This window comes from Peribacillus sp. N1, assembly GCF_054600815.1.
The window spans coordinates 510853-529882 of sequence record NZ_BAAHZO010000001.1 but is presented as its reverse complement, the minus strand read 5'-3'; the positions used below and the strand labels follow the sequence as shown (position 1 = coordinate 529882).

The following is a 19030-nucleotide window of genomic DNA, read 5'->3' as shown; positions in this document are numbered from 1 at the left end:
TCATCCGCCTCCTACAAAATGTACAATCTCTACCTTGTCTCCATTTGACAAAAGTGTTTCACTTAAACTTTCTTTTGCTAATATTTCATCATTCAATTCAACAATCACTACTTTTTGATGTAAATTAAAGTGTTGCAAAAGCCCTGTAACTGTTGATTCATCGGCAGGAATCCGTATTTTTTCGCCGTTAATGACCAATTCCAATTCATCCACCTCCATTAAGAAAAAAGGGTCTGTATCGAACGATCCAATCGAAAAGCGGACCATTCGGGATTTGTCTTCCTTTCTAAAATATCCGCTATAAGTACACCTGTAATTGGAGAAAGCAGGATGCCATTCCTGTAGTGCCCCGTTGCAATGAAAAGTCCTTTGCATGCCGGATGTTCACCAAAGTACGGCAAGCCGTCCCCAGTTTGTGGGCGTATACCTGCCCAGGTCTTTTCCAATTCGGTTCCTTTAATCGCCGGAAGCAATTGCGTTGCTCTTTCTATTAAAGTAGAAATCCCGTCAAGACTTACCTTTTGATCGAAAGTGCCCGCCTTAACCGTTGCCCCGACAATGATTCTTCCGCCTACTTTGGGCACAAGATAGCAGCCATGCGAGAAGACCGTTTTTTCAAGCAATGGACGATCGGTCAGGACGGAAAAGCACTCTCCCTTTACAGGATAACTGTCTAGTTTCATCCCTGATTTTTCAAGGAGGAAAGCACTCCAAGCCCCACCTGCCACGATGACATTTTCACTTGAAAATGCGCCTATGTTCGTCACCACTCCAGTTACACATCCGTTTTCAGTAACTAAGTCGGAGACATGAACAAATTCCTTTATATCTACACCAAGGGCAGCGGCAGATTCAGTAAAAGCGAGCGACAGCCTAGTGGCTGAAACTTGTCCATCCTTAGGAATGAACATGGCTCCTTTAATCTCATCCGAAAGAAGAGGTTCCGTTTTCCTTATTTCGGCAGTCGATAGCCATTCAGCCTCAAGTCCCGCATCTTGCTGGGCTCTAATCATGTTCTTCAACTCGGCTACCTGATCATTCGTTAGCGCCACCTTGAACATGCCCTTGTTCACTAATTCGATGTCTATTCCACTTATGTCTTTTAATTCTTCCGCCAGTGCAGGAAACATCCCCCTGCTTCGGCTTGCCAATGTAAAAAGCGGGTTATCAGCATCTAACTCGGCTTGTGCCCCTAACATCCCGGCTGCAGCACTGGATGCTTTGCTGGCAAGTCTATCTTTTTCCAATAAAAGGACCTTTTTACCTCGTTTGGCTAATTGAAAAGCAATGGATCCACCTATTACTCCTCCCCCAACAATGATTGCATCATATATGGAATTCATCTTATGTCTCCTTTCCCAAAGACTTCGAATATTCTTTAACGGCTTCAATCGGATTTTCAGCTTCAAGAACCCCTGACATGACCGCAATTCCACGTGCCCCCGCATCCAGCACGATTTGGCAATTGAAAGGTGTTATTCCGCCTATCGCAATTATCGGAAGATTGACATTTCTTGAGATTGCATGAAGCTCCTCAACTCCCCTAGGAGGAAGGCCGATTTTTGAATCCGTTTCAAAAACATGTCCATATATCGCGTAATCGGCCCCTTTGCTGAATGCGGCATTCGCTTCATCCATGGAATGGATCGAACAGCCAACATTCATCCCTGGAAAAGCTCCTTTTACAACTCCCGCACCTAAACTATGAAAAGCCAATTGCACACCAAATACTTTGTGTACCCAAGCTACATCCACCCGATCATTAATGATGATCTTAGAAAGCGGGATCCTATTATCATGTAGCAGGGTCACTGCTCGATAAAGTTCCGATGCACTCATATGCTTTTCCCTTAGATAAAAGAAATCAACATGTTCCTGAATGTTTGAAGCGATTTCCACAAACTTTTCAATTGGCTGTTTCCCAGTAGAAATAATATGCAATTCATGTGCATTCATACTAAGGACTCCTAACAAGTAAAGTTACAATCTCATAAAATCAAATAGAAACTAACGGGAATTGAATCGACAGATAAAAGCCGGCCAACAACAGGATGATAAAATACAAAATGAAACCATGGTCCTTTTTTGAAAACCCAAACTCATAATAGAATGTTCGTTCTCGTGTGTCTGTAAATCGCTTTGCTTCCATCGCAACCGCGATTCGGTGAGCACGTCTTATGCTTCCGGATAACAACGGGATGGAATAGGCTTTCATTTTAAAATATAACGCTTTTATCCCTTTTCCCCTTTCGAAGCCGCGTACCTTCATCGCGTTTCGTATCGTTTGGAACTCCTCCATCATGATGGGAATCAGCCTTAATGCCGCCATGAAACTATAGGCATATTTCGGTTTAAGCTTAACTTGCTGCATTAACGAATAAAACAAGTTCACTGGTCTCGTAGTTAAGGAAAAAGTTAAGCCAAGGACCGCAAAGAACAAAGCTCGAAAGCCTACCAGTAATCCCCTCATGAAACTTTCTTCAGTAATCGATATAAGGCCCCACTCAAACCAAAGCGTCTCACCTTGCCCGAATAATATCATTGCAGAAGAGGTGGATATAAAAATGAAACAAAAGGGAATCGACAAAAGTAAGATGCGTTTTATCGAATGCCCGGTAAAAAACAAAAACAAAAGTAATACGCCAATGGTGATATTCATCATATAATTCAGGTCATGAATGAATAACGCCACGATGCATAACACAATCAGTACACCAAGTTTAAGGCTTGGATTAATTCTATGGAGCCATGTTTCTGCATTTGAATCATTCATCTACATGACACTCCTTTTAACTTTGGTCTCCACAAATCCTGATTGCACAATGTTTTCATCACTTATTACGTTTCCATCCTTAACCGTCCAGATCCTGGTTGCAAAGTTTTTTGAAATATGATCGTCATGAGTTACCATGATCACTGTTATTCCACGCCTTCGATATTCCTCAAACCATTCCAGTAATGCAAAGGTATTTTTCGAATCTTGGCCAAAGGTTGGCTCATCCAGGAGAATGATTTTTTTGTCTATTACGATTGAGGCGGCTACGCTTAAGCGACGCTTTTGACCCATTGATAATTGAAACGGGTGTTTATCCCGATGTTCCTCCAGGCGGAACACTTTAAGCAATGAGCGGACTCTCTCATCTATTTCTTGTTGCGGCCTTTTATCAATTCGCAATGAATAAGCAATCTCTTCATATACAGTATTTGCAACGAACTGAAACTCAGGATTTTGAAAGACAAACGTCATATGATCCGTTGGATTTTTCACCTTTTTAATCGGTGTTCCCAATAATTCATACTTACCATTCGTTTTTATGAACTGCATCAGTGCATGCAAAAGTGTACTCTTCCCCGCGCCATTCTCACCCCTGATTACAATCCATTCACCTGAATGGACCTTCAGCTCGTCAACCTTGATTTTTTCCTCTTTATTCCGAAAACCGCTAAAGCCTTGCACATTCATAAGAGGTGAATCATCTGTAAATGGGTGTTCCCGAATCGGTGCATAATTCTGTATATATTCACCCCAAACACCTGGGAACCAAATTCCATATTCCTTCATTTCATTTTTATATAGTGAAAGAATGGTGTCTCTTGGACCATCAGCTATGATTTGACCATCATCGTTAAAAAGCACGATTCGTTCGATGAATTCTAAAACATGGTCAATTTTATGCTCGACGATAATAACCGTTTTGTCTCGTCCGACTTCCTTCAGCAATTCCCAGATTTCTTTCGTTCCTTCCGGATCAAGCATGGCGGTTGGCTCATCTAAAAATATCACTTCTGGTTCAAGGGCCAATACTGAAGCGATTGCCAGACGCTGTTTCATCCCGCCTGATAATGTTTCAATACTTGTATGGCCCAGGTTCAATCCTACTTTACGGAAATGATTTTGAATCTTCTCTTTCATTTCTTCTTTAGGGACGGAAAGATTCTCAAGGACGAAGGCAATTTCCTCATCGGCAAATGGCATGCAAAACTGACTATCAGGATCTTGAAAAACATACCCCCACGAAGAAGGGCATTTCAATTTTTCCGCTTTCATCGGTACTTCGATGGAATTCGGAATCAATCCGCTTAACACTTGTAAAAGGGTCGACTTACCACAACCTGATGGCCCCAACAATAGCACTTTTTCTCCTTGATCAAACGTTAATGATAGGTCCTTGAATATCAAAGATTCATCACCGGGATATTTCATTCTTAACTTTTCAACAGAAACGATTGGTTCCATGGCCCTCAACCTCTACTTTTGATCCAGTTCTGCATAATCTTTATTTGAAACCGGACGCACAAGATTTGTTACTCCTGTTGCTTCCAGGACTTTAACTAGATAATAAGCGGTCACACCTGCAAAGAATATGGAACCCACAAACCTCGCTATCATGAATAACGATAGATTCCAGGTTGAAAGCGCACCTATTTCCCCGTATGCAAAATCCATAATAACTGATGCCAGGCAGGAAGCTATCGCAGCTAAAACGGCCACCGGCATATTGAATTTTTTATATTTGAAAGCCATGAACACCAGTTCCGCGAACAAACCTTGTACCACCCCATATAACAGTACGGTCAGCCCCCATGGTGAACCAAGGAAGAACTCCCCGGAAGCTGCAGCTATCTCCGCCAAAAGTGCCACACCCGGTTTCCGTAAAATTAAGAAGGCGACGGGGCCAGCTATAAACCACATTCCATAAATAAGTTGATCCAGATGTAATCCTAACGGTTTAACGGAATAATAAATCGAACCCCAAAGGATATAAACGATTCCAAATGCTACCGCAATCACGATCGTGACCAATATGTCCGTTAATTTCAAACCTTTTTTCATTGTTTCATTCCCCTTTATACTTCTAGTGTTTCCTTATGCACAGGCCATGTCTCTAAACGATAAGCCATTTCCCAAAATGAGTATTCATATTGGCTGCTGAGGATAAAATGCTCTTTCATTCTTTCCTTATCTTCGTCTGTCACTTTTTCAGCAATCTCATCAAGCCTCGCAATTTGTTCTTCCACCAAAGTGCGGAACCACTCCCCTCCGTAAGCCGCTATCCATTCTTGATAAATCGGCTCCTCCGGCATGCACCCTTGCAGCTTTTCACCTATTTCATAATAAAGCCAGTAACACGGCAAGATAGCTGCAATAACATCTCCTAAATGTCCCGAATAAGCCGCACGATACATATGGGAAGTATAAGCATAAGCGGTCGGGGCTGGTTTGAAATTATCCCGTTCTTCTTTTGTGATCCCTAATCTCTCAGAAAAATTCTCATGAAGCTTCAACTCCGCTTCATATGTTCCTTGTGCATGGCCGGCAAGCCTGCTTGTTGTATGTAAATCAGTAGCTTTAACTGCTCCTAAAGCTTGAACCCTAGCAAAATGAGATAAATAATAGGAATCTTGCATAACATAGAAACGGAAACACTCCAATGGCAATGTGCCATCTCCTATTCCTGAAACAAACGGGTGATTAAAGCTAGCTTCCCAAATGTGATCCACTTCCTGACGAATTTCCTCTGAAAACTTCATGACCATTACCTCCAAATTATATTTTTTGAATGAATATTACGGAAAAAAACTTTTATCACCCCTTTTTTTGCAAACAAAAAACCACTTTCTTAAACGTAAAGAAAGTGGTTGTACTTGAAATAATACAGAAACGTATTGTTCCAGACCCCACTTCCCTACGCTGGTATAAACCAGATCAGGTTCTAAGGGTCTTAAAGTCATACTTTAATCTCAGCTTCTGCGGTAAAAATCAACTTTCACCTTTAAAGCACCCCTAGTGGTACAAATTGTATATTAAATTTCATTTGCCTTTATATTAACACGATAAATCCAATTGTCAAACGTATTAGAAAAAGTTTTCAACTTAATGATTTAGGGTTACTAACCTTTCAATCTTGCATATACACCATTTACCCGGCAGTTTAACGGCACTTTAATCAATGGGTTTCATTACGTAATTTCCTCGTGAATTCTACTCTTTTACTCGTGAATTTGGCCGGTTTACTCGTAAATTCAGCTGCTTTACTCGTGAAATTGATTTTTCTTGGGATTTCTGCTGCTTTACTCGTGAGTTTAGCTACTTTACTCGTGAATTCGTTTATTCTCTAAAAAACAATATTATACATTCGATGTTGCTTTTCGTTTTAATATTTTGCTCGATCTGTAGTTTATCATAGCTGCCATACTTCTCTTTCACATAACGCCCAGGCAGCCATTATGCTCGGAACAGTGAAGGCCATGAATGCATTTTGTGGTGAATAGTTTGCAGCCAGCAGTAATCCTATTAATGTCGGGGCAACAATCGCGCCAATTCTACCAAAAGCCAAGGCCCAACCTATCCCGGTGGACCTTATCTCCCGGGGATAATACTCGGATATATACGTATTAGCCAAATTCATCGTGCCGACTGTACAGGCACCTCCAAAAGCGATCAGAATATATAAGGCTGCTGCATTTGAGGTCAAACCTAATATGACAAAACAAACAGTACCCATTGCACAGAGGGATAAAAGTACTCTTCTATGGCCTATTTTCCCAACGAAGTACCCTCCAATTAACGATCCGCCAATTTGTCCTATTCCCGATATAAGATTGAAAGATAAACTGGATTAAAGGCCGTATCCGGACTGCCCATGACGGCCCCCCTCCCTATTCAACTATTAAAATTACTTGTTAACCGCATTGACGGCTACTTGCATCGGTTTGTTAAGCACTTCATCGACCATGCTAAAGTTCTTGTTTTTCTTATATTTATTATAAAATGACTTTCATTACCGCATTATCAAAAATCAGTGTTAAACTAACCATGTTCATTCATATTTCCAGCTTAATTAATAACGGACTTTTTTGTTCTTGACTTGAATAGATGAAAGTGGTGAGGAAAGTTTCAATTTTGCGTACATTTAGAAAGTTCTACCAATTTTTCGTGGATATACCTTTAAAAAAAGGAGTGGTTTTGAATTACCGTTACGAGGTAAAAGCTGTAATCGGAACAGGAAGCTACGGTATTATTTATCTTTGCAATGATTTGAAAAAAAAAGAAAATATAGTGATCAAGCAACTCCGGAAAAGTAAACGCCGCAGCAAAAAAGAGCTGAAGCAGTTTGAAAATGAAATTTCCATTTTACGAATGTTAAACCACAAAAACATCCCCAAATTTCACGATAAATTTTCACATGAGGGAAATGTTTATTTTGTGATGGATTTCATAGAAGGAGATAATTTGGAAGACCATATTTTCATGAATCATATAACATTCAATGAGAAAGAGTCTCTATTTTTTCTGGATGAGCTGGTCGGTTTAGTATCTTATCTACATGACCATGACATTTCCCATCAAGATTTACGTATACCAAATATTTTACTAAAGAACAATCAGCCCATTTTGATAGACTTTGGTTTGTCTAAAAAGATCAATTCGGCCGATTTTACTAAAGAATCCATGTTGCAGCTGAAAAGGCAGGATTTTTACGACTTGGGGGAAATACTTCTATATGTACTTTATACGACGTACGCCTCCAAAAGTAAAAAGACTCTTCCTTGGACAGAAGAGCTTTCGTTAGAAAAAGAAACCGTGCATTTACTGAACAGGTTATTAAGCATCCAAGAACCTTATTCAGATATTAAAGAAATCTCAATGGACCTGCAGGCTGCATTGAAGTCAAAGAAACTGAATTAGCTGCTACTGCCGCGCCCTTTTCTCTTGTAGCGGTCACTTCCACTCATGGGATACCTTTTGTAGCCTCGGCTGCTGCTGCTGCTGCCTCGGCGATAATGACCATGTCTTCGCTCACTGCTGCCTTGGGAAAGCTGTTTGATTTTTTTCATTATTTTCTTCAGCATATCTTTCACCTCTTTTATTTTGGTTTTAAAACTTGTTATTACTTAGCCTAACATAGTCACAGTATAAACCTTACTAATAAGTACTATAATTTTTTTTCATTTATGTTACATTCCATTACTGCTTCATGAAGTGGGCTTCTTTCATTGTTGATCATGAGAACTCCCTAAATTCCTCCGTTAGATAATGGCACAAATAAATAAAAATGACTGTCTTTTACTGTTCTTCGAAGCGCATGACAGTAAACAAAAAAACCTGGCGAATATCGCATCGCCAGGTTTTTTTGTTTACTTTTTTATTTTACAGCTTCTTTTAATTCCTTACCTGCTTTAAAAGCGGGAACTTTACTAGCTGCAATTTGTATTTCTTCGCCAGTTTGCGGGTTTCTTCCTGTACGGGCAGCACGGTCACGCACTTCAAATGTACCAAAACCAACTAATTGGATTTTTTCTTCTTTAGCAAGTGTAGCCGTGATTGTTTCAAACAATGCGTCCACTACTTTTTTTGCGTCGTCTTTTGTCAGTTCAGCTTGTGCTGCAACACTGCTCACTAATTCTGTTTTATTCATATGAACACCTCATCCTTTTATTTTGTATAAAGTATGTAGAGTAGACAACATAACATATCTTGTATGCCTCTGTCACTTAAAATGGCTAAATAAAAGGAATTATCGCTCTAAAATGATCTTTTTTAAAGGTAAAAGGGCATTGATCACATTAACCTAATGACCTTTTTAACTTTCTGCAGTTTCCAGCTGCAGCCATTGATAGATGGTATCCATATCAATGTTTTCCTCCAAATGGGATGCCAAGAGATTGTACGCTTCCTCCCTGCGCTCCGAGTCGCTTTGGACGTTTTCCTTCACTTCTTCCAACCCCTTGTTCCGTCGAATTTGGTTAACTAGTAATCTAGTGAACAGGCGATTATGGAATATCCCATGAAGATATGTTCCCATTACCTTGTTGTCATTGGAAATGGCTCCATCCTCTCTTCCATCCTTCAATAAAAGAAAGGGCCTTACTTGCGACTTCAATGTCGTTCTGCCTAAATGTATTTCGAAACCGTTAAGATTCATTTGACCTTCCATTATCCCGGCAGAAAGGACACCTTCCATTTGTACCGTTTTCTTCTCTGCTTGAAATACGGTTTCCACCGGAAGAAGCGAGAGCCCATCTGCGTTCTCACCGTCACCTTCGACCGCGTCAGGATCGAAAAGTTTAGTCCCTAGCATTTGAAAACCGCCGCATATGCCAAATATCATCGTTCCTTGTTTCCGCAGTTCATTGATGGCCCGATCCAACCCCATACGATTCAACCACTCTAAATCTTCCATCGTGTTTTTTGTACCAGGCAAAATAAGCAGATCGGGATTACCTAACTCATGGACACTGCTTACCAGGCGGACACCTACTCCGGGTTCATCAAAAAAAGGATCCACATCTGTAAAGTTGGAGATCCGCGGAAATCTCAAGACGGCTACATCGATCGGAAACTCAGCCTTTTTAGGTTTTTTAAAACGTAAGGAAGAGAGGGCAAGTGAATCTTCCGCTTCAATATTCACGTCAAGATAGGGCAGCACCCCGAGAACCGGAATCCCGGTTTCCTTTTCCACCCATTCAATACCATCGTCCAACAATTCACGCATGCCACGAAATTTATTGATGATGATCCCCTTTACACTATCTCGTTCATCTTGATCCAATAAAGCAAGTGTGCCGATGATGGACGCAAATACTCCACCACGATCAATATCGGCCACCAAAATGACAGCCGCATCCGTGAGTTTAGCCATTCGCATATTCGCTATATCCCGGTCCTTCAGGTTAATTTCAGCCGGACTTCCTGCCCCTTCAAGTACGATGATGTCATAGTCTTCTTGAAGTTTTTCGACCGATTTACGGATGATGGGCATGGCTTCCTGGACAAATTGGGACCGATAGCTTTTTGCATTCATATCAAGGAAATGCTTTCCGTGCACGATGACTTCCGAAACCATATCCTGCTTCGGTTTCAGTAATATCGGATTCATATCGGTCGTTGCCGTGATCCGTGCTGCTTCCGCCTGTACTCCCTGAGCCCGTCCGATTTCACCGCCATCCAATGTTACATAAGAATTCAAAGCCATGTTTTGTGATTTGAATGGGACGACACGTAATCCTTTATTGGAAAATACCCGGCAAAATGCCGTACAAATCAAACTTTTCCCTACATCAGACGACGTCCCTTGTATCATGATGGATCGTGCCTTCATTACGCTCACCCCCTTAAAACTCTAATCCTTTGACAGCGCCGATGCCCTCGTCATAATAATGCTTGGTCGCCTCAATCGTTGAAACCAAATCGGCCATTTCCATAAGCTCTGGCCTTGCATCCCTGCCGGTAATGACTATATGCATATGAGCGGGACGATTTCGAATTGCATCGATGATTTCAGCCAATGGCAAGACATCTTCAATCGGGAATTTGGAAATCGCTAACGCATTGTTCAACTCATCCAAAACAAGTAAATCAATATCCGGATCAGTAAGTGCCAGTTTCGCCTTTTCCCATGCTAACGATAAGGCGTTGCGATGCTCTTCTGGTGTTTTGGTCCATGTAAAACCAATACCTAGCTGCTCCATTTCAACTCCTAATTTTCTCAAAGCCAATGCTTCCCCATAAGTACGCTCTGGAGATTTTATGAACTGAAGGTATTTGACATTCATTCCTCTGCCGATTGCCCTCAAAGTCACCCCTAATGAAGCAGTCGTCTTCCCTTTCCCGTTTCCTGTATAAATAAGCATTAATCCTCTGCGTGCCACTCACTCACCTACCTTCATAGCCAAACTGTTTTTTCTATGTATGAAGTCCTTTTAGTAGCTGGAACCGGTTGATCGCCTTTAGGGTATCCGACAAAAATGGTGCCGATCACTTTTTTGTTTTCCGGTGAACCGATAAATTCGTGCAGGCGTTCATCCCTGACTAGACCCACTCCTCTAGTGCGCCAAACGAATCCGAGACCAAGTTCTTTTGCGGCAAGCCACATCGAATGGACGGCACAACAAGAAGCGAATACATTGTCTTCGGATGAATCTGGATCATCAGGCAAAATATCGGAAGTCACGACAATGATAAGCGGTGTCGTCTTTACAACTTCCAGTGAACTTTCAATCAACTTTGGTTTGGTTGGGAAGCGTTCATGTAAATACCTTTCTGCCAATCTTTCATAACGGTGCTTCGCTTCTCCCTTGATTACATAAAAACTCCAAGGTTCACGCAATCGATCGTTAGGGGCATAGGTAGCCGCTTCCAATAGCTGCCTGATTTTTTCGTCTTCCACTTCTTTTTCTTCGTAATTCCTTATTGCCCGGCGTTCCTTCAATTCTTGAATGATGGACATTCCGACTCATTCCCTTCAATTATGGACTCTGAATCAATCACTCTTTCAAACCATTGGATTTTTTCTCTTAATTGGACGACATCCCCTACTAGAAAGATTGATGGATTTTGAATTTCTTCTTTTATAGCCTTAAAAGAAATCGAATTCAAAGTACCGGTAATCGTCCTTTGTTTATCAGTCGTGCCCCATTCTATGACAGCCACTGGCGTATTGCCGTCCCTGCCATGCTCTATCAATTTTTCACAGATAAACGGCATATTACCTATTCCCATATAAAAGGCGATGGTATCGATGCCCTGAGCCAATGCATGCCAATTCAGGTTATCCTGCCCCTTGTAATCACGGCCATGGCCTGTCACAATCGCATAACTTGAAGCATGATCACGGTGGGTCACCGGGATGCCCGCATAAGCCGGTGCTGCGATTCCCGCTGTGATTCCTGGGACGATATCATATTCAATCCCGTTAGCAGCCAGTATTTCCGCTTCCTCACCGCCCCGCCCAAAGACAAATGGATCTCCCCCCTTCAGACGGGTGACGTTTTTCCCCTGTAAAGCTTTTTCCACTAAAAGTTCATGTATTTCATTTTGAATGAGATGATGTTTCCCTGGTGATTTCCCGCAATACACCAGTTCTGCACCTTCTTTTGCATAGTTTAATAGTTCTGGATTGACAAGCCTGTCATATGCAATGACATCCGCCTTTTGGATACATTCCAGTCCATATACCGTAATCAATTTCGGATCTCCGGGACCCGCACCGACCAGATGAACTTTTCCCGGTTTCATGCTCGCGCCTCCTCTTAAGCTTCAAAAAATACATTTTACTAGTTGATAGTTTCATGGGCAGATTTGTTTTTTTGTTTTAAGCAAGCATTGATCCAGTTCTTTGCAAGTGTTGGATTGGAAGCAAAATGAAAGTGGGTATACCCCGCAACAAGGTTGCCCAATACACACCCCTCTTGTTTCGAACCGAATCTGCCTTTGGATTCATAAGCATGTGTAAGATCAGCATCCGCTTCAAATGTCGAGTAGTGGAATTCATGACCTTTTGCCTGCTCCATTTCATTAATCAAAAAATTGCCTGGAGTTCCTGTGATTTCACGATACCCAAGTGCTGCAAGCTTTTTCTGCATTTTAATCCGGCCCGGTATCATTCCTGCCATCTGATGCGTTTCTCCGGAAGTTGTTTCAATCGATTTGCTCAAAAACATGAAACCGCCACATTCCGCAAGAGTCGGCATCCCCTTTTCAATGGAGCTTCTGATGGATATGATAGCTTCCACGTTACCGGAAAGTTCAGCTGCAAATTCCTCAGGAAAACCGCCTCCAAGATATAAACCATCAGCATCCAATGGTACTTCATCCCCTTTTAATGGAGAAAAATACTTGATGTTCGCCCCATATGCTTCTAGCAGCTCAAGGTTCTCCTGATAATAAAAATTGAAGGCTGCATCTTTTGCAACGGCAATGCATACGTCCTTTTCATTTTTGGGTTGAAAAATATTTGAGTTTCCACTGGTAACGGAGGTTGTCTTTGACAAACGGTACAACTGCTCGATATCGATCGTTTCCATGACTAATTGTGCGAGCTTATCGAAAAACGGATTTAGTTCCCCGCGTTCAATAGCAGGAATTAAACCTAAATGACGGCTTGGAATATCAATATCCAATTCCCGCTTCATATAACCGAGCACCGGTACATCGCATTCTTGCTCAATGGCTGATTTGACAATTTTGTAATGACCTGCACTTCCCACTTGATTGGCAATGACCCCAATGATGTTCGGGCCGGTCGAAAAGTCCTGAAATCCTTTTACGATGGCAGCTGCACTCCGTGCCATGCTGGCACAGTTGACTACCAACAGGACAGGACTTTGCGTGATGATGCTGATTTCAGCCGTCGATCCTGTATTGGCTAAAGGACTTTTGCCATCGAAGAAGCCCATGACTCCTTCGATGATCGATATATCAGCCCCGGCACCTGCTTTATTAAGAATTTCTCGAACAGTGTCATGTTCAAACATCCAACTGTCAAGATTGCGTGAAACCCGTCCTGTAACTGCTGTATGATAAGTAGGATCAATATAGTCAGGACCACATTTGAACCCTTGAACGGTATAGCCTTTCTTCTGGAGGGCTGCCATGATTCCGATGGTCAATGTCGTTTTACCGACACCGCTTCCGGTACCTGCAATTACCAATCTTCTATCGTTCATATTTTTTCTCCCTCTTAAAAAGGAATGATCCCAACTGATATGGTTACGTTCCCCGATTTTTTCTTAACCAGCTCCAATTGTTCAGCTTTAGTATAGATCCTCACAGCCGGTTCACTCACACCATATGCACCCGTGTATTTATATACTGTATCCGATGGCGCTTCGATTTTGGCATGATTAAGCTCTTCCGGTTCATAATGCACGAATTCCCAGCCATATTTTTCAACTACTTCAATCAAGCCAAGTTCGTCTTTCTTTAAGGAAATTGTACAGATCGCCTTAACGCTTTTTAATGAAAATGATAAATCGGCTAGTGTTTCTGCAATCACCTGCTCAATTTCAGCCGCCGCCGTTCCCCTATTGCACCCGATACCAAGAGCAATGACCTTTGGACGATATACGATTCCATTTTCCAGGATTCTCATTTCCGACTGCTTAAGCATGCGGTGAGTCACGACCAGCGCTGCTTGCGGCTTTGCTTGAAGCGCTTCTTCAATGGATGGGTATATGATAATTCGTTCAGGTAATGCCGTATCATAAGACCACCAGTTCCGTTCACCTGATTCCTGTACAACGGCAACATGCTCTTCATTTACTACGGACGCACTTACTGGCGTCAATTTTTCTGCGGAATCCCAAATCCAGCCGAAGCGCTGGCCGAATAAGTCGACAGGAATCGTTTTTTGTACATCCGAAGCCGTGGTGATTATAGCTCTTGCATCAAGGGCTGCAGCAACTTCCTTAGTCAGTTCATTTGCCCCTCCCAGATGCCCTGACAGTACACTGATAACATTTTCCCCTTTATCATCAATGACTACGACACCTGGATCCGTTTTCTTATCCTTCAAAATTGGTGCAATCATCCTCACGACTGCCCCGAGTGAAATAATTAAAATGATTCCCTTATATTCCTTGAATAAGGCTGGCAATAGCATACGGACACTGCCCGAAAAAAGCTGGATCTGTTTATGCTCTTCGTCCCCTTTTTCAAACTTGCTCATGTAATATAGATCGGAATTCGAAAAAACGGTATGTAATTTTCGCGCCAGCTCGACACCATGCTTTGTAATCGCTACGATCGCATAAGTGTGGGACCGTTTAATGGGAGCAAGTTCCGCTTCTTTCAATTCAATGATCATGGTTTAACACCTTTTCTGAAACCGTGGGTAAAACTCGCATCATATAGTTTGGAACGGTATTCATCTTTATCATGGATGGCAGGGTCCAAAGCCCATCCAGCCAAAATCATCGCATGTTTGCGGATGCCATTTTGACGCATATCATCATCTAAGTTCACTAACGTAGTGCGGACGATTTTTTGGTCCGGCCATGTTGCCCTTTGAATGACTGCAACCGGTGTATCATCCTTCCAACCGGCTTCCTGGAGTTCTTTAACGATTTTTTTGGTCAAGGTTGCACTCAAGAAAAGGGCAATCGTACAGTGATGACTTGCCAAATCACGTAACTTCTCAAATTCCGGAACAGGCGTACGTCCTTCAGCCCTCGTTAATATAAGTGTCTGGGTTAAATCAGGGATGGTCAGCTCTGCTCCTATTGCCGCTGCTGAGGCGAACACCGAACTCACGCCAGGAATCACCTCATAACCGATACCCTCTTTCTTCAATAGGACAATTTGTTCCATGATTGCACCATACATGGCAGGATCCCCAGTATGAATTCTAGCAACCATCTTTCCTTCTTTAACACGCTCAACCATGATGCCAACAATTTCCTCCAAATGCATTCCAGCCGTTTTCAGCACCTCGGCATCGGGTTTTGCCTTAGCAATCAATTCTTCATTCACTAATGAATCCGTATATAAAATAACATCAGCCGTTTGGAGAATGTTCAATCCTTTTACAGTAATCAAATCCGGGTCACCTGGGCCAGCACCTACAATATATATCTTCATTTTCTCACCACCATCAATGTTAAGTATTCTAGTTCAAGTCCTTCCAATTCACTCACTTTCCAAATCACTTCTTCATCGGAAGTGACTTTGGTTACGACCGAGGCCTTTTCAAGCAAGTCCAAATCTTTTAAAACGGTAATCATTAAATCGATGACCTTTGCCACTTTGATGAACACAACGGCATCATGGTCTTCGATCGCCTTCTTCATCGCTTCATAGTCATCCCTTGCAGGAACTATCGCAACATGATCATCACCATCAGCCAAAGCGATGCCCAGCCTTGACGCTGATCCATTAAAGGAAGAAATGCCCGGGACTGTCTTGATTTCGACTTCAGGATGCAACTCCTGCATCAATTTCATCATATGTATGAACGTACTATATAAAAGCGGATCGCCTTCCGTTACGAAAGCCACATCTTTTCCTTCATTTAATTTTTGCCAAACCTTTTCAACCGTTCCGTTCCATTCCCGATCCAAAATGGCTTTATCTTTCGTCATCGGAAAAACAAGGCCCAGCATATCCTTTTCTTCAGGACGAATGTAAACTTCAACAATGCGATGTGCGTAGCTTTTACTCCCTTTTCTTTTTTTGGGATACGCAATGACCGGAGATTCCTGAATCACGCGAAATGCCTTTACTGTAATTAGCTCTGGATCGCCCGGGCCTACGCCAAGGCCATATAATGTACCAAGATTACTCATTCATGTCTTCCTTTCGTTGTGCAGTAATGATATAAACCGGATTAAGCGGTACAAATCTGTTCATTCCCAATATTGGCTTACTTCTGGAGATTTGCGCATGCATGATGGAAGTGTGAAAACCAGCTTCCGCAAATGCTTCATTAGCCCGGTAAAGATTCTCAATCGTCGCAGCATTCAGAACGATCCTGCCGCCTTCTTTTAACCGATTGCAGCAAGTATTGATCAGCTCTCCCATTTCGCCGCCAGTCCCGCCAATGAAGATCGCATCAGGATCAGGAAAATTTTCCAATCCCTGCGGTGCTTTACCATGAATCGCCGTTATATCGGTACGGAATTTACGTTGGTTTTGATAACAGTTATCTAAATCAGGCTCATTTTTTTCAATTGCGAAAATTTGGCCTTCGGATGCAAGCTTGGCCGCTTCAATTGCCATTGAGCCCGTACACGTCCCAACATCCCAAACTATACTGTTTTTCTTTAGCTTCAATGCATGCAGGCTTAATACCCGGATTTCCTTTTTGGTAATGAGGCCTTTATCAGGCTTCCGTTGTGAAAATTCTTCATCTTCTATCCCCAATGACCAGCTTGGACCTTCTGATTTCCTTTTCAAAATGACGACGTTCAACGGGGAGAATTCCCGCTCCATCATTTCATCAAGTTCATACCAACCTGATGTTTCCGTTTCCCCTTGAAGATTTTCAGCCACAAATGCCCGGTATTCCGTCATTCCGAATGCAAGGAGATATTTAGCCAGTTGATTAGGGCTATTTTCGCTGTCAGTAAGCAAGGCAACTTTCGCTTTCCCATCAATCCTTTGGGCCAGCCCTTTCATGCTGCGTCCATGAATGCTAACAAGGAAGGCATCTTGCCAGCTTTCCCCCATTTTTGCAAAAGCAAGCTGAATTGAACTGAAATATGGGTAAACCTCCATGTTGATTTTGCTGGAAAGATAACCTCCCATTCCATAAAACATTGGGTCACCGGAAGCTAAAACCACAGTTGGGCGAGTTTCCTCCTGCAGTTGTTCTACAATTGTTTTCAAACCGCCCTTTATGATAATCTTTTTGCCAGAATAGTTCGGAAAGAAGGATAAGACCCGCTCACCTCCGACCAGCACTTCACTTTCTTCTATCCATTGGGCATATTGAGGCAGTAAGCTTTCCTGACCGTTATCCCCTATCCCGATTAATTTCATCGATTGACTCAATTCCAACAGCCCTTCCCAATAATTGTCCTTTCAACGAATAAATCGCCGTTTCCATTTCAATGCCACCCTTCACTTGGTTAATGGCAGAGTGACAGCAGGATTCACATAATTTATTAAAAAAGTCAAAATTATTAATGGCTGACATCATATCCCCGACTTGTGACGCTGTGTTTGCATTCTTGATTTCAAGAACAAGATCATCATCAGCTCCGACGCTTTGGGCAATTTCCGATAGAAAACCAAAGTCGACCGGGGCACTTTTTGAATGCACCATCATCACACCTTGGGCCACTTTGGAGAATTTACCCATCATGCCGACCAGTGAGACCTTTTTAATTCCCTGCCTCTTACATTGCTTAAGTGAGAAGCCCACAAAGTCACCCATTTCAATAAAGGCTTCCTCAGGTAAATCCTGGAGAAGGCCCATGGCATACTTTTCACTGCGCCCGCCAGTCGTTAAGACAAGATGCTCACACCCGCTAGCTTTGGCGACACTGATAGCCTGGACGATACTTGCCATATAGGCGGAACTGGAAAAAGGGACGACAGTGCCCCTTGTTCCCAAAATGGAAATTCCTCCTACAATCCCCAAGCGGCCATTTAATGTTTTTTTCGCTATTTCTTCACCTGCTGGCACGGAGATGACGACCTTCACACCTCTATTGATCTTAAATTCTTCCAGTGTTTGTTGCACAGTGGTTAAAATCATCTTGCGCGGTACAGGATTAATCGCCGCTTCTCCAACTGGAACGGGAAGTCCGGGTTTGGTAACACGACCAACTCCGGTCCCTCCATCCAATATAATCCCAGGTGCATCCGACCAGCTGACAGTAGAGATAATATGGGCCAAATGTGTGGCATCGGGATCATCTCCGGCATCTTTAATCGTTTCTGCACTAACCGCATTTTCCGATATTTCATATTTCTCAATAGTGAAAGTGGCATCTCGGCCGATTGGCAAGGAAATGGTTGCCTCCTCTAGTGCATCCCCCGTGATCAAAGCGGTCAATGCCGCTTTGGTCACGGCTGTCGAACATGCTCCCGTCGTATATCCATGACGCATTTGTGAGGGGTCTTTTTTCACTTTCTTTTCCATGTTTTTTAACTATCAGCTAAAAGGGAAATCGCGTTCAATGCTGCAACAGTGACAGTACTTCCACCTTTTCGGCCAATATTCGTAATGAATGGCACTTCTGTGATCTTAGCCAGTTCCTCTTTCGATTCTGCTGCAGAAACAAATCCAACAGGCATTCCAATGATTAAGTCCGGTTTTGCAATCCCCTCTTTAATAAGACGAATGAGCTCTAGTAAAGCGGTAGGTGCATTGCCAATCGCATAAATGCCCCCTTCATTTTCCTTTACCGCTTTTTGCATCGAAATGATCGCCCTTGTCGTATTCAAACGTTTTGCCTCGACCATCACATCCGGATCCGAAATATAGCAATGAACGTCCCCGCCGTGTTTTTGAAATCGTTTTTTGCCTGTACCGCTCTCAATCATTTGCACATCCGCAATAACATGTCTGCCTTTGCGAATGGCTTCCACACCAGCTTGAATGGCATTTGGATGGATGATTACACTTCTTCCCAATTCAAAATCCGCTGAAGCATGAATGACCCGGCGGACGATCTTCCATTCATCTTCAGAAAAATCATGATTGCCCATTTCTTCAGCAATGATTGAAAAACTATAATCATATATTTTGTCAGGGTCTACCGTTAGTGGTTTAAAATCCGTTTTAAAATCCATCTTGCATTC

The 19030-nt window shown here is 42.4% G+C and carries 22 protein-coding genes and 1 riboswitch; of the genes, 1 reads left to right on the top strand and 21 read right to left on the bottom strand.

Annotated elements, in window-relative coordinates; translation table 11 throughout:
- The 8 genes from thiS to ACYP5M_RS02435 all read right to left on the bottom strand — a co-directional run bounded on the left by thiS (position 1) and on the right by ACYP5M_RS02435 (position 6542).
- Entirely contained in the window at positions 1–204 is a 204-nt protein-coding gene (thiS, locus tag ACYP5M_RS02470) for a sulfur carrier protein ThiS (protein ID WP_101221892.1), read from the bottom strand.
- 14 nt (positions 205–218) lie between these two features.
- Positions 219–1343: a glycine oxidase ThiO gene (thiO, locus tag ACYP5M_RS02465; RefSeq protein ID WP_452445120.1), complete on the bottom strand. Its 1125-nt coding sequence runs from the start codon at positions 1341–1343 to the stop codon at positions 219–221.
- A gap of 1 nt (position 1344) precedes the next feature.
- Positions 1345–1956 carry a DUF561 domain-containing protein gene (locus ACYP5M_RS02460; protein ID WP_434169452.1) on the bottom strand — a complete coding sequence of 204 codons (612 nt, stop codon included), beginning with the start codon at positions 1954–1956 and terminating at the stop codon, positions 1345–1347.
- A gap of 40 nt (positions 1957–1996) precedes the next feature.
- Complete coding sequence (locus tag ACYP5M_RS02455; RefSeq protein ID WP_230176402.1) at positions 1997–2773, bottom strand: energy-coupling factor transporter transmembrane component T family protein; 777 nt, start codon at positions 2771–2773, stop codon at positions 1997–1999.
- Positions 2774–4237, bottom strand: a complete 1464-nt coding sequence (locus ACYP5M_RS02450) for an ABC transporter ATP-binding protein (protein ID WP_434169451.1) — start codon at positions 4235–4237, stop codon at positions 2774–2776. It lies immediately after the preceding gene.
- Between the two features lie 12 nt (positions 4238–4249).
- Complete coding sequence (locus tag ACYP5M_RS02445; RefSeq protein ID WP_230176404.1) at positions 4250–4834, bottom strand: ECF transporter S component; 585 nt, start codon at positions 4832–4834, stop codon at positions 4250–4252.
- Between the two features lie 14 nt (positions 4835–4848).
- Positions 4849–5532 carry a thiaminase II gene (gene tenA, locus ACYP5M_RS02440; RefSeq protein WP_434169450.1) on the bottom strand — a complete coding sequence of 228 codons (684 nt, stop codon included), beginning with the start codon at positions 5530–5532 and terminating at the stop codon, positions 4849–4851.
- A 135-nt stretch (positions 5533–5667) separates the two neighbouring features.
- Positions 5668–5797, bottom strand: a riboswitch (TPP riboswitch).
- A 385-nt stretch (positions 5798–6182) separates the two neighbouring features.
- Positions 6183–6542, bottom strand: a complete 360-nt coding sequence (locus tag ACYP5M_RS02435; protein ID WP_434169654.1) for an MFS transporter — start codon at positions 6540–6542, stop codon at positions 6183–6185.
- A gap of 419 nt (positions 6543–6961) precedes the next feature.
- On the opposite strand from ACYP5M_RS02435, the gene ACYP5M_RS02430 reads away from it, so the two are divergent.
- A complete protein-coding gene (locus ACYP5M_RS02430) occupies positions 6962–7690 on the top strand; it encodes a protein kinase domain-containing protein (protein ID WP_434169653.1) in 729 nt (242 codons plus the stop codon).
- Here the strand turns inward: ACYP5M_RS02430 and ACYP5M_RS02425 are convergent.
- From ACYP5M_RS02425 to ACYP5M_RS02365, 13 genes are all read right to left on the bottom strand, one after another.
- On the bottom strand, positions 7687–7854 hold the full coding sequence (locus ACYP5M_RS02425; protein ID WP_153246085.1) for a hypothetical protein: 168 nt from the start codon (positions 7852–7854) through the stop codon (positions 7687–7689). The two genes, ACYP5M_RS02430 and ACYP5M_RS02425, sit on opposite strands and share 4 nt — an antisense overlap.
- Before the next feature lie 293 nt (positions 7855–8147).
- Positions 8148–8420 (bottom strand): HU family DNA-binding protein, encoded by a 273-nt coding sequence (locus ACYP5M_RS02420; RefSeq protein ID WP_063233522.1) that lies wholly within the window; start codon positions 8418–8420, stop codon positions 8148–8150.
- 165 nt (positions 8421–8585) lie between these two features.
- Complete coding sequence (locus tag ACYP5M_RS02415) at positions 8586–10103, bottom strand: cobyric acid synthase (protein WP_260357503.1); 1518 nt, start codon at positions 10101–10103, stop codon at positions 8586–8588.
- Between the two features lie 13 nt (positions 10104–10116).
- Positions 10117–10653 carry a cob(I)yrinic acid a,c-diamide adenosyltransferase gene (locus tag ACYP5M_RS02410; protein ID WP_101221882.1) on the bottom strand — a complete coding sequence of 179 codons (537 nt, stop codon included), beginning with the start codon at positions 10651–10653 and terminating at the stop codon, positions 10117–10119.
- Positions 10654–10667: 14 nt separating this feature from the next.
- A complete protein-coding gene (locus ACYP5M_RS02405; protein WP_260357501.1) occupies positions 10668–11231 on the bottom strand; it encodes a nitroreductase family protein in 564 nt (187 codons plus the stop codon).
- Positions 11210–12019, bottom strand: a complete 810-nt coding sequence (cobA, locus tag ACYP5M_RS02400; RefSeq protein ID WP_434169448.1) for a uroporphyrinogen-III C-methyltransferase — start codon at positions 12017–12019, stop codon at positions 11210–11212. Before cobA ends, ACYP5M_RS02405 begins: the two co-directional genes overlap by 22 nt.
- Before the next feature lie 38 nt (positions 12020–12057).
- Positions 12058–13449, bottom strand: coding sequence for a cobyrinate a,c-diamide synthase (locus ACYP5M_RS02395; protein WP_452445118.1), 1392 nt, complete (start codon positions 13447–13449; stop codon positions 12058–12060).
- Between the two features lie 14 nt (positions 13450–13463).
- On the bottom strand, positions 13464–14588 hold the full coding sequence (locus ACYP5M_RS02390) for a cobalt-precorrin 5A hydrolase (protein WP_452445117.1): 1125 nt from the start codon (positions 14586–14588) through the stop codon (positions 13464–13466).
- Positions 14585–15361, bottom strand: coding sequence for a precorrin-4 C(11)-methyltransferase (cobM, locus tag ACYP5M_RS02385; RefSeq protein WP_137018453.1), 777 nt, complete (start codon positions 15359–15361; stop codon positions 14585–14587). Before cobM ends, ACYP5M_RS02390 begins: the two co-directional genes overlap by 4 nt.
- Complete coding sequence (gene cobI / locus ACYP5M_RS02380; RefSeq protein WP_230176406.1) at positions 15358–16065, bottom strand: precorrin-2 C(20)-methyltransferase; 708 nt, start codon at positions 16063–16065, stop codon at positions 15358–15360. Before cobI ends, cobM begins: the two co-directional genes overlap by 4 nt.
- Positions 16058–17272 (bottom strand): precorrin-6y C5,15-methyltransferase (decarboxylating) subunit CbiE, encoded by a 1215-nt coding sequence (gene cbiE, locus ACYP5M_RS02375; protein ID WP_434169652.1) that lies wholly within the window; start codon positions 17270–17272, stop codon positions 16058–16060. The genes cobI and cbiE overlap by 8 nt, the downstream gene beginning before the upstream one ends.
- Positions 17235–18368 (bottom strand): cobalt-precorrin-5B (C(1))-methyltransferase, encoded by a 1134-nt coding sequence (locus ACYP5M_RS02370; RefSeq protein WP_101221876.1) that lies wholly within the window; start codon positions 18366–18368, stop codon positions 17235–17237. The genes cbiE and ACYP5M_RS02370 overlap by 38 nt, the downstream gene beginning before the upstream one ends.
- A 5-nt stretch (positions 18369–18373) precedes the next feature.
- On the bottom strand, positions 18374–19021 hold the full coding sequence (locus tag ACYP5M_RS02365) for a precorrin-8X methylmutase (protein WP_034312499.1): 648 nt from the start codon (positions 19019–19021) through the stop codon (positions 18374–18376).
- Between the last annotated feature and the right edge of the window lie 9 nt (positions 19022–19030).

Coding starts and splice junctions, on each gene's coding strand:
- thiO (WP_452445120.1), bottom strand. CDS start 1,343: ATGAATTCCATATATGATGCAATCATTGTTGGGGGAGGAGTAATAGGT.
- ACYP5M_RS02460 (WP_434169452.1), bottom strand. CDS start 1,956: ATGAATGCACATGAATTGCATATTATTTCTACTGGGAAACAGCCAATT.
- ACYP5M_RS02455 (WP_230176402.1), bottom strand. CDS start 2,773: ATGAATGATTCAAATGCAGAAACATGGCTCCATAGAATTAATCCAAGC.
- ACYP5M_RS02450 (WP_434169451.1), bottom strand. CDS start 4,237: ATGGAACCAATCGTTTCTGTTGAAAAGTTAAGAATGAAATATCCCGGT.
- ACYP5M_RS02445 (WP_230176404.1), bottom strand. CDS start 4,834: ATGAAAAAAGGTTTGAAATTAACGGACATATTGGTCACGATCGTGATT.
- tenA (WP_434169450.1), bottom strand. CDS start 5,532: ATGAAGTTTTCAGAGGAAATTCGTCAGGAAGTGGATCACATTTGGGAA.
- ACYP5M_RS02425 (WP_153246085.1), bottom strand. CDS start 7,854: ATGCTGAAGAAAATAATGAAAAAAATCAAACAGCTTTCCCAAGGCAGC.
- ACYP5M_RS02420 (WP_063233522.1), bottom strand. CDS start 8,420: ATGAATAAAACAGAATTAGTGAGCAGTGTTGCAGCACAAGCTGAACTG.
- ACYP5M_RS02415 (WP_260357503.1), bottom strand. CDS start 10,103: ATGAAGGCACGATCCATCATGATACAAGGGACGTCGTCTGATGTAGGG.
- ACYP5M_RS02405 (WP_260357501.1), bottom strand. CDS start 11,231: ATGTCCATCATTCAAGAATTGAAGGAACGCCGGGCAATAAGGAATTAC.
- cobA (WP_434169448.1), bottom strand. CDS start 12,019: ATGAAACCGGGAAAAGTTCATCTGGTCGGTGCGGGTCCCGGAGATCCG.
- ACYP5M_RS02395 (WP_452445118.1), bottom strand. CDS start 13,449: ATGAACGATAGAAGATTGGTAATTGCAGGTACCGGAAGCGGTGTCGGT.
- ACYP5M_RS02390 (WP_452445117.1), bottom strand. CDS start 14,588: ATGATCATTGAATTGAAAGAAGCGGAACTTGCTCCCATTAAACGGTCC.
- cobM (WP_137018453.1), bottom strand. CDS start 15,361: ATGAAGATATATATTGTAGGTGCTGGCCCAGGTGACCCGGATTTGATT.
- cobI (WP_230176406.1), bottom strand. CDS start 16,065: ATGAGTAATCTTGGTACATTATATGGCCTTGGCGTAGGCCCGGGCGAT.
- ACYP5M_RS02370 (WP_101221876.1), bottom strand. CDS start 18,368: ATGGAAAAGAAAGTGAAAAAAGACCCCTCACAAATGCGTCATGGATAT.
- ACYP5M_RS02365 (WP_034312499.1), bottom strand. CDS start 19,021: ATGGATTTTAAAACGGATTTTAAACCACTAACGGTAGACCCTGACAAA.